Genomic DNA, 8,744 nt, shown 5'->3' with positions numbered 1-8,744 from the left:
GGCGTCATGAACGCCCGCCCCCCGCCGGTCAGTTCGCGAACCGCTCGCGCAGCTCCGCCAGCACCTCCGCCGCCTCCGGCAGCCCGGCCGCCTCGCAGCGCGCGATGCCGGCGGCCAGCCGGGCCACCGCCGCGTCGGTGCGCCCCAGGTCGCTGCCCTCGATCAGCGCGGCCAGCCGGACGGCCTCCGCCCGCGGGGACTCGGCCCGCACCCCGCCCGCCTCGTACTCCGCGATGGCCCGTTCGACCTCGGCCAGCGCCTCCTCGTGCCGCCCGGCGACGGCCAGCGAACGCGCCCGCTCGTAGTGCGAACCACCGCGCAGGTACCAGGAGTTGTACTCCTCGCCGGACCGCTCGGCCGCCTCGCCGACCGCGTCCGCCTCGGCCAGCAGGGCGAGCGCCGCCGCCAGCCCCTCCTCGCCCTTCTCCCGCGTCGTCAGCCGGGCCAGCTCCCGCAGGGTGGCGGCCAGCTGGTCCACCTGCGGGGCCTTGCCGTGCGCCTCCCGGGCGCGGGCCAGCGCCGCCTCGGCGGCGTCCCAGCGCTCGGCCCGGGCGAGCGCCAGGGTGGCCTCGCAGGCGACCATGGTGTGGGTCTCCTGGTCCTCCCACCCGGCCACCAGGTCGGCCAGCCGCAGGTACTCCTCGGCGGCGTCCCGGTGCTCCTCCAGGTCGGACAGGCCCCGGGCGAGGTCCAGCCGGCCCTGGGCGAGCATCCGGACGTCCAGCCGCGCCGCCGACGCGTCCAGCAGCACCGACTCCAGGACGGCCACCGCGTCCGCCGCCCGGCCGGTGTCGCGCAGCACGTCGGCCAGCTGCAGGCGCACCCGGGCGGCCTCCTCGACCGCCTCGGCGCCCTTGCGGTCGTAGCGCGCGGCCGCCTCCGACAGCGCGCGGACCGCGCCGCCGAGGTCGCCCACCTGGAGGCAGGAGTGGCCGAGCATCATGTACGTCGGCGCGTACGGGTAGGAGTCGTCGCCCCAGCGCACGGCCTCGGCCAGCGCCCGGTGGAAGACCTCGACCGCCTGGCCCGGCTCGTGGCCCTGCAGCAGCACCTGGCCCAGCAGGCCGAGCACCCGCGGGGTGTGCCAGGGCAGCTCGGCCGCGTCCAACTGGGCCAGCACCTCGCGCAGTTCGGCCTCCGCCTCGGCCAGCCGGCCCTGCCGGGCGGCGATGTCGGCGGTGTACTGCCGGGAGGTGGCGGCCCGCCGCTCGGAGCCCAGCTCCACGGCGGCCCGCCGGTAGCCGCCGACCGCCGCCTCGAAGCGCCCGGTCACCTCGGCGGCGGGCTCGGGCAGCGCCTCGGAGAGGTCGTGGTGGGCGGCGTAGGCGCGGGTCTGCAGCACGATCAGGTAGTCGTCGTCGGTCAGTTCGCCGCCGGCGCGCAGCTCCTCGGCCCGGGCCAGCGCCGCGTCGAGCGCCGCCCAGTCGGCCCGTCGGCCGACGCGCCCGGCGCCCTCGCCGTCCGCAGCGCCCTCGGCCTCGGCGCCCTCGTCGCTCTCGTCGCCCTCGTCGAGGTCCGCGATCAGCGTCCGGGCCCGGCACATCAGCGCCGACCCGGCCAGCCCCGCCTGCTCGAACAGCTCGGCGGCGGCCAGCAGCCCGGCCTTGCCCTCCTCGTACGCGTCCCGCTGGAGCGCCTCGTGGGCCCGCTGCTCGGCGAGTTCGGCGCGCAGCCGCTCGGGGCCGCCCAGCTCGGCGCTCTCCGGGTGGACGAAGTCCGCGGCCTCCGCGCGCTCGGCGACCCGCTTCCACAGCCGGTCGGCGTCCGGGTGGCCGAGCACCTCCAGCTCGCGGGCCCGCAGCACCAGGGCGGTGAAGTCCTCCGGCTCCGCCTCGACCGTCCGGCGCGGCGCGGGCGCGGCCGCCGGGGCGGCCGACAGCCCGGAAGCGGCGGCGGCCCGCACGCCCAGCGCCAGCGGTTCGGCGAGCAGCGGCTCCACGGCCAGCCGGGCGCGCCGCCCGGCGCCGACCGCGTCGGTGCCGTTGCGGGCGTCGAAGCGGCCGGCCAGCGCGTCGCCCTCGGCGCGCAGGTGGGCGAGCAGGGAGTCCACCGTCCAGGCGGTGCCGGCCGGGCCGCTGACCGCCAGCTCGCCGTGGCCGGCCCGCGCGAGCCGGGCGACCAGCACCTCGGCTCCGGTCAGGAAGTCCAGCCGGGCGGCCGGGTCGCCGGTGACCGCGAACAGGGCGCGGTTCTCGGCGAGCAGCTCCAGGCCGCGCGGCTCGTTGCCGGACAGCGCGCAGAACTCGATGTGCAGGCCGACGGCGTTCAGCATCGAGGCCTTGCCGCGGGCGTGGCGGTAGCCGGCGAGGTGGCCCGAGCGGGCCTCGTCCGACCGGCCCTGGCGCAGCTGCGCGAGCAGCGCCGCGGCCTGGCTGAGGTGGGGCTCCTGCTCGCAGCCGCTCCGGCCGTCCAGCACCGGGGCGAGCGCCTCCAGGGCCCGGGCGTCGTCCCCGGCGGCGAGGTGGTGCCGGGCGCGGGCGCGGGTCTCGCAGGCGTGGCAGTCGCTCAGCTCGGCGCGCGGGCGGGCCGCCCACAGCTCGTAGGCGTCCTGCACGTCGATACCGGTGTGCGCGGCCAGGTGGTAGCGCTGGGCGTAGTACGGCTGGAGGTCCTGGCCGGCCGCGCGGTAGCGGTCGCGCAGCTCGGTGTGCCAGCGCCGCACCGCCGCGAGCGGGACGTCCGGGTTGTCCTTGAGCGTGTCGGCGACCCACTTGAAGCGCCAGAGCACCTGCTGCCGGGCCCACTCGCCGAAGCCGTCCGGGTCGGTGTCCCAGAGCCTGAGGACGCGGGCGAAGACGACCGGGCCCTTGCCGCGCTCGCCGTCGTACTCGTAGGCCTCCATCAGCTCCAGCAGGGCCATCGAGAGGACGCCGGTGTCGTCGAACTGCTCGGCGGCGTCGACGAGTTCCTCGGCGGTGACGGTCCTGGTCCGGCCGTACGGGCGGGCGTCGTTCTCGCGCAGCGCGGCCATCACCGCGTCGGGGGTGTCCAGCATCACGCCGCCCCGCCCGCCTCGTTCGACCCGTTCGACCCGTTCGACCCGCCCGCCCCGCCGGCCTCGTGGCCGAGCATGGCGTGGTCGAGCAGGCTGATGAACGAGCGGTTGAGCAGCGCGGACTCGCTGGCCTTGAGCGGGCGGCGGGTCATCAGCACGGCCTGCCCGTACAGCGCCTCGACGGCGGTGACGGCCAGCTCGCGGCTGGTAACGGTGGCGGCGCGGCGCACCAGCGGGTTGAGGTGGTTGAGCACCAGCTGGGCGCGGGGCGCCTCGGCGCGCAGCGAGCCGAGGATGTCCGCCCACAACCCGTCGGCCTCGTCGGCGAGTTGGGCCCGGGTGCGCTCGTGCCGGGCCTCCCGGTTGTCGAGCAGCAGGGCCGGCGCGTTGGTGGGGTGGAAGCTGCGCAGCGCGACGTCGCAGTCGAACCGGCCGACCACCTCGCGGGCGATCGCCAGGAAGGCGTTGGCGGCCAGCTCGGCGGCCGGGTCGACGGTGTCCAGGTGCGCGGTGACGGTGCCCGGGTCGAGGTCGGAGACGGAGACGCCGGGGCGGATCTCGGGCAGCCGGTGCACCAGGTCGTGGTCGTAGGTGTAGCCGCCGTTGACCACGCCGAGCCCGGCGGCGCCGGCGATCGGGGCGACCTGGCGGAACTCCTCGACCGTCCTGGTCACCAGCACCGCCGGGTGGCTGCGGGCGAACTCGTCCAGGGTGACGTTGCCGTCGGTGGTCTCGAACGGCAGCCACGGCAGCATCATCCGCAGCAACTCGTCGTCGTAGCGGGCGAGTTCCTTGACGGCCAGGTGGTGGACGGACAGGAAGCGGTGCAGCAGCGCCGGGTCGCTCGCGGACAGGCCGGTCAGCCAGTCGCGGATCCGGGCGCCGAGCGCGTCCCGCACGGCGGCCAGCGTCTCGTCGGCGTACAGGCCCTCGCGGGAGGCGGTGGGGCGCAGCCCGTCGGTGTCGACCACGCAGCGGACGAAGAACGCCCAGTCCGGCAGCAGTTCGTCGGCCTGGTCGGAGAGCAGCATGCCCTTGAGGTGCACCCGGTGGCCGTTGCGGCGCGAGGGCGGGGCGGCGTCCGGCAGGACGTACGCGACACCGCGCAGGCCGACCAGCGGCAGGTCCAGCTCGATGGTGTCGAGCGGGGTGAAGTCGAAGGCGGCGCGGCAGTACTCGGCGAGCGCGTCACGCCTGGCCAGCGGGGAGGCGTGGCGCTCGGCCCACGGCGGGGTGCGGTTGACCCGGTGCTCGGTTCCGTTGCCGTCGACCACCGTGACGTCGTGGCGCAGCAGGCTGCCGAAGTCCCGGGCGAGGGCGAGGACCCGGCCGGCGCGGGTCCACTCGGCGGCGTCGGCGCGCGGGACCAGCGTGACGGTGGTGCCCGGCTCGGGCTTGGCCGAGGCGGGCAGGGTGCGGATGGTGTAGCTGCCGTCGGAGCTGCCGCGCCACTCGATCGCCGGGGCGTCCGGGGTGGCGGCGGAGCGGGTGACCACGGTGATCTCGTCGGCGACCACGAAGCAGGCGAGCAGGCCGATGCCGAACTGGCCGATGAAGTCGCCGCGGGCCCGGGCCAGCCCGGCGCCGTCGAGCCGGCCGTCGGCGTCGCGCTTGGAGCTGCGGCCGATGGTGGCGAGGAAGGTGTGGACGTCCTGCTCGGTCAGGCCGATGCCGGTGTCGGTGACGGACAGCTCGTCGTCGGCCCGGACGGTGATCCTGGCCGGCGCCCCGGGGTCGAGGGCGCGGCGGGCGGAGATCGCGTCCACGGCGTTCTGCAGCAGCTCGCGCAGGTAGACCCGCGGGCTGGAGTAGAGGTGGTGGGAGAGCAGGTCCACCAGGCCGCGCAGGTCCACCTGGAAGGTGTGCGCACTCGTCGGGTTGTCGGTAGGGGACACCGGAGGCTCTTTCGATCGCGGGGTGGATGACGGTGGTGGGATGCGGGTCGGCGGCGGCGCCCGTACGACTCGGCGCCGGGTGCGCGTCAGCGCCAGTACGAGGTGCAGCGGTCGCGGTGGGCGCGGAAGGCCTTGACCGGATCGCCCGACAGGTAGTGCCAGGGCGCCTTGGTCACGAGGCCGTCCAGCGCCTCGAACAGCAGGCGCGCGGTCTTGGGCTGGTCGGCGAGGGAGAAGGCCATCGCGAAGGTGTTGAAGGAGCCCTGCCAGCCGCGCACCGGCTCGAAGGCCGGGTGCAGGACGGACCGGAAGGCCGCCTCCTGCAGCCCGGCCACCACGGCCGGACTGGCCAGGTAGGCGCGGTCCTCGCCGTCCGGGAGGGCCAGCCAGTGCTCCAGGTGCGCGACCGCGACCAGCTCGCCGAGGTGGCTGCCCTCCGGGGCGGCGAGCATCGTCGAGCGGGCGAACGCGTGCATCTCCTCGTGCGAACCGCCCCACTTGGCGCTCAGCTGCTGCAGCCTGACCCAGTGCGAGGCGGAGCTCCCGGGCGCCCGGCGCACCGCGGCCTCGAAGCGGCAGGTGGCGACCTCCGGGCCGAGCGAGGCCCCGAGGGCGCTGGTCTGCAGGAACCGCCAGGGGGCGTGCCAGGACGGCTCGCGCTCGGCGACCTCCAGCAGCTGCTCCTCGGCGGTGTCCAGCCGCTCGTGGAACGCCTTCCAGCGCTCCTCGGTGACGTCCTTGGCCCGGGCGCCCGTCCGGGCCTCCCAGCCCCAGGCGATCTGCCGGGCGCCGGACAGCAACAGCAGCAGCGTGTCGTCCGAGGCGTCGGCCAGCGCGCGGGACGTCCACTGCTCGACCCGGGGCACGTCGGATATCGCCCCGACGAGGAAGGTCAGCTCCTCGCCCTGGGCGGCGGCCAGCGCGGGGCGCAGCGCGGCCCAGTCCCCGGCGGAGGCCTGCCGGAGCATCAGGCGCAGCGACTCGTCCCCGTACGCCGGGTCGAGCCGCGGCTCGCCGCCGCCGGCCGGCGCGGGTGCTCCGGCTCCCCGGCGGCCGAACCCGAACCCGCGCCGCTCGGCCCGGTCCTCCGCGCCCTCCCCGCCGGAGCGGCGTCGGAACAGCGGCATGTCTGGCCCCCTCGAACGTCATCGGTATCTTTCGCACGACCGCACAGCGGCCACGGGAAAAGTACATATCACGGTCGACTGACATCCGTTTGCCCAGCCCAGCGCCCTGCCCGCCCGGCGAGGGGGTTCCGTCAGGCCGCGCCGAGCCCGGCGTCCGGCGTCTTCCCGGCCTGCGCCTGCTCGATCCGGTTCACCAGCATCACCGCGAACCTCCGCGTCGCGGGCACGTCCACCGGACCGCCCTCGCTGGTGACGCTCGCCACCACGGTGCCCGAGCGCACCACGATGCCGACGCCCTCGCCCTCGGCCAGCGGCCCCTGGAAGGCCTGGCTCTCGCTGCCCAGCGCCGGGGTGTCGACCTTCTTGAACGGCCCGGCGGAGTACGAGGCGTAGTTCTCCTTCAGCCGCTGCGCCGCCGCGTCCCGGCTGGGCAGGGTGTCCACCAGGAAGCGGACGACCACGTCGCCCGAGGAGAACCGGACCGACCCGCTCAGCGGCTTGCCGGCGCAGGAGGCCGCGGCGGCACCGGCACAGGTGACCTGGTGGTCGGCGGTGTCGACCTTCCGCTTCTCCTCCTCCCACCCGGTCATCGCCTTCGCGTCCGGCAGCACCTGGCCGACCACCTTGTCGTCCAGCAGCGCCGCCTCCAGGTCCGCGTGCGGGGCCTCGGCAGCGGCCGGGGCCGGTGCGGAGGCCGGCGCCGAAGCCGCCCCGGGGGTGTCGGCGGCCGCCGGCGCGGACGCGGACGCCCCCGCCGTACCGGTCGCCGCTCCCGTCGCGGCCGGACCCGACGCGGACGGAGCCGCGGTCGAACCCGCGGCCGCCCCGCCCGCGCCCTTCGAAGACCCCCCGGAGGAGCACCCCGTCAGCACGCCCGTCAGCACCCCGGCCGCCGCCACCGCGGCGAGCACCCGCCGACCACCCATCCCGATCACCCTCCCCAGTCCTGTCAGTGATCCCTCAAGATAGCGACCGCCCCGCCCGCGAACGCCGACGGGGCGGCGACCTGTCGGTCACCGCCCCGCCGTACTGCTCCGTCGTCCTGCCCTACCGGTGGATCAGACCGCCGGAACCGGGTAGGTCGGGTACTCGACGCCCGAGATGTACTGGACGACCCGGATCACCTGGCACGAGTAGCCGAACTCGTTGTCGTACCACAGGTAGAGGATCGCGTTGTCGCCCTCGACCTTGGTCGCGCCGGCGTCCACGATCGAGGCGTGGCGCGAGCCGATGAAGTCGCTGGAGACGGCGTCGGGCGAGTCGGTGAAGTCGATCTGGCGCTTCAGCGGCGAGGTCAGCGAGACGTTCCGCAGGTACTCCAGGACGTCCTCGCGGTTGGTCTCCCGCTTCAGCTGGAGGTTGAGGATCGCGATGGAGACGTCCGGCACCGGGACGCGGATCGAGCTGCCGGTGATCTTCGCCTGGAGGTCCGGCAGGGCCTTGGCGACGGCCGAGGCGGCCCCGGTCTCGGTGATCACCATGTTCAGCGGCGCCGAGCGGCCGCGGCGGTCGGCCTTGTGGTAGTTGTCCAGCAGGTTCTGGTCGTTGGTGAACGAGTGGACGGTCTCCACGTGGCCGCGGACCACGCCGTACTCGTCCTCCATCGCCTTCAGCGGCGGGACGATGGCGTTGGTGGTGCACGAGGCGCAGGACAGGATCTGCTCGTCCGGCTTGATCGTGTCGTGGTTCACGCCGTGCACGATGTTCGGGACGTCGCCCTTGCCCGGCGCGGTCAGCACGACCTTGGCGATACCGGGGCGCAGGTGCTTCGACAGGCCCTCGCGGTCGCGCCAGCGGCCGGTGTTGTCGATCAGGATCGCGTCCTTGATCCCGTACTCCGTGTAGTCGACCGTGGTCGGGTCGTCGGAGTAGATCACCGTGATCTCGTTGCCGTTGGCGATGATCTTGTTGTTCGCCTCGTCGACGGTGATCGTGCCCTGGAACTGGCCGTGGATGGAGTCACGGCGCAGCAGCGAGGCGCGCTTGACCAGGTCGTCGCCGCCGCTGTTGCGGACGACGATCGCCTTCAGCCGCAGGCCGTTGCCCGAGGCCTTCTCGACCAGCAGCCGGGCGACCAGCCGGCCGATGCGGCCGAACCCGTACAGCACGACGTCCTGCCCGGACCGGCGCTCCAGCTTGTTCTCACCGGTGGCGCCGACGACGGCCTGGGCGGTGAACTCCGCCACCGACAGGCCGCGGTCGTCCGCCTTGTACGTCGCGGCGAGCATGCCGAGGTCGATCTGCGAGGGGCCGAGGTCCAGGGCGGTCAGGGCCTCAAGGAACGGCATCGTCTCGGTGACCGAGAGCTCCTCGCCGGCTATCTGCCGGGCGAAGCGGTGCGTCTTGAGGATGCTGACCACCGACTTGTTCACCAGGGACCGGCTGTGGAGCAGAACGGTGACGTCCCGCTCCCGGTGCAGCCGCCCGATGATCGGGATCATCGACTCCGCGATCTCCTCGCGGTTCTTCCAGTCCGTGAACACGTCGTCGTTGACAGTCACAAGTCCATCTTTCGAGCTGAGGGTGTTGCCCACATGGTAGCTTCGCCCGCCCGCGCCCCGACCGCCGGTCCCTCCCCCACCCTCCCCACCCGAGCCCCCGACCTGCGCTTTCCCCCCACCCCCACCCCCGAAGGTGATCACCGCCACCTCCAGGGACAGGCCGCGCACCCCGATTCGGAGTGAGCGCGACGCGAGGGCGGGCCGGGCGTCCCGGCCCGCCCTCGTC

5 protein-coding genes are annotated in these 8,744 nt (G+C 74.8%); all 5 read right to left on the bottom strand.

What is annotated here, in order from left to right; translation table 11 throughout:
- Window positions 1-28 precede the first annotated feature (28 nt).
- The gene (locus tag ACFRQN_RS04400) at window positions 29-2,995 is read right to left on the bottom strand and encodes a hypothetical protein (RefSeq protein WP_380738127.1); all 2,967 of its coding nucleotides are present in this window, start codon (window positions 2,993-2,995) and stop codon (window positions 29-31) included.
- A complete protein-coding gene (locus ACFRQN_RS04395; RefSeq protein ID WP_380738125.1) occupies window positions 2,995-4,890 on the bottom strand; it encodes an HSP90 family protein in 1,896 nt (631 codons plus the stop codon). Before ACFRQN_RS04395 ends, ACFRQN_RS04400 begins: the two co-directional genes overlap by 1 nt.
- Window positions 4,891-4,976: 86 nt before the next feature.
- Complete coding sequence (locus tag ACFRQN_RS04390) at window positions 4,977-6,017, bottom strand: hypothetical protein (protein WP_380738123.1); 1,041 nt, start codon at window positions 6,015-6,017, stop codon at window positions 4,977-4,979.
- 131 nt (window positions 6,018-6,148) lie between these two features.
- Window positions 6,149-6,943, bottom strand: coding sequence for a hypothetical protein (locus ACFRQN_RS04385; protein WP_380738121.1), 795 nt, complete (start codon window positions 6,941-6,943; stop codon window positions 6,149-6,151).
- A 132-nt stretch (window positions 6,944-7,075) separates the two neighbouring features.
- Window positions 7,076-8,518, bottom strand: coding sequence for a glyceraldehyde-3-phosphate dehydrogenase (locus ACFRQN_RS04380; protein ID WP_049660894.1), 1,443 nt, complete (start codon window positions 8,516-8,518; stop codon window positions 7,076-7,078).
- Window positions 8,519-8,744: the final 226 nt, after the last annotated feature.

The sequence above is a fragment of the Kitasatospora sp. NPDC056800 genome (assembly GCF_042789775.1).
Classification (GTDB): Bacteria; Actinomycetota; Actinomycetes; order Streptomycetales; family Streptomycetaceae; genus Kitasatospora.
The sequence above is the reverse complement of the archived record's forward strand: the minus strand, read 5'-3'. Positions and strand labels throughout refer to the sequence as shown.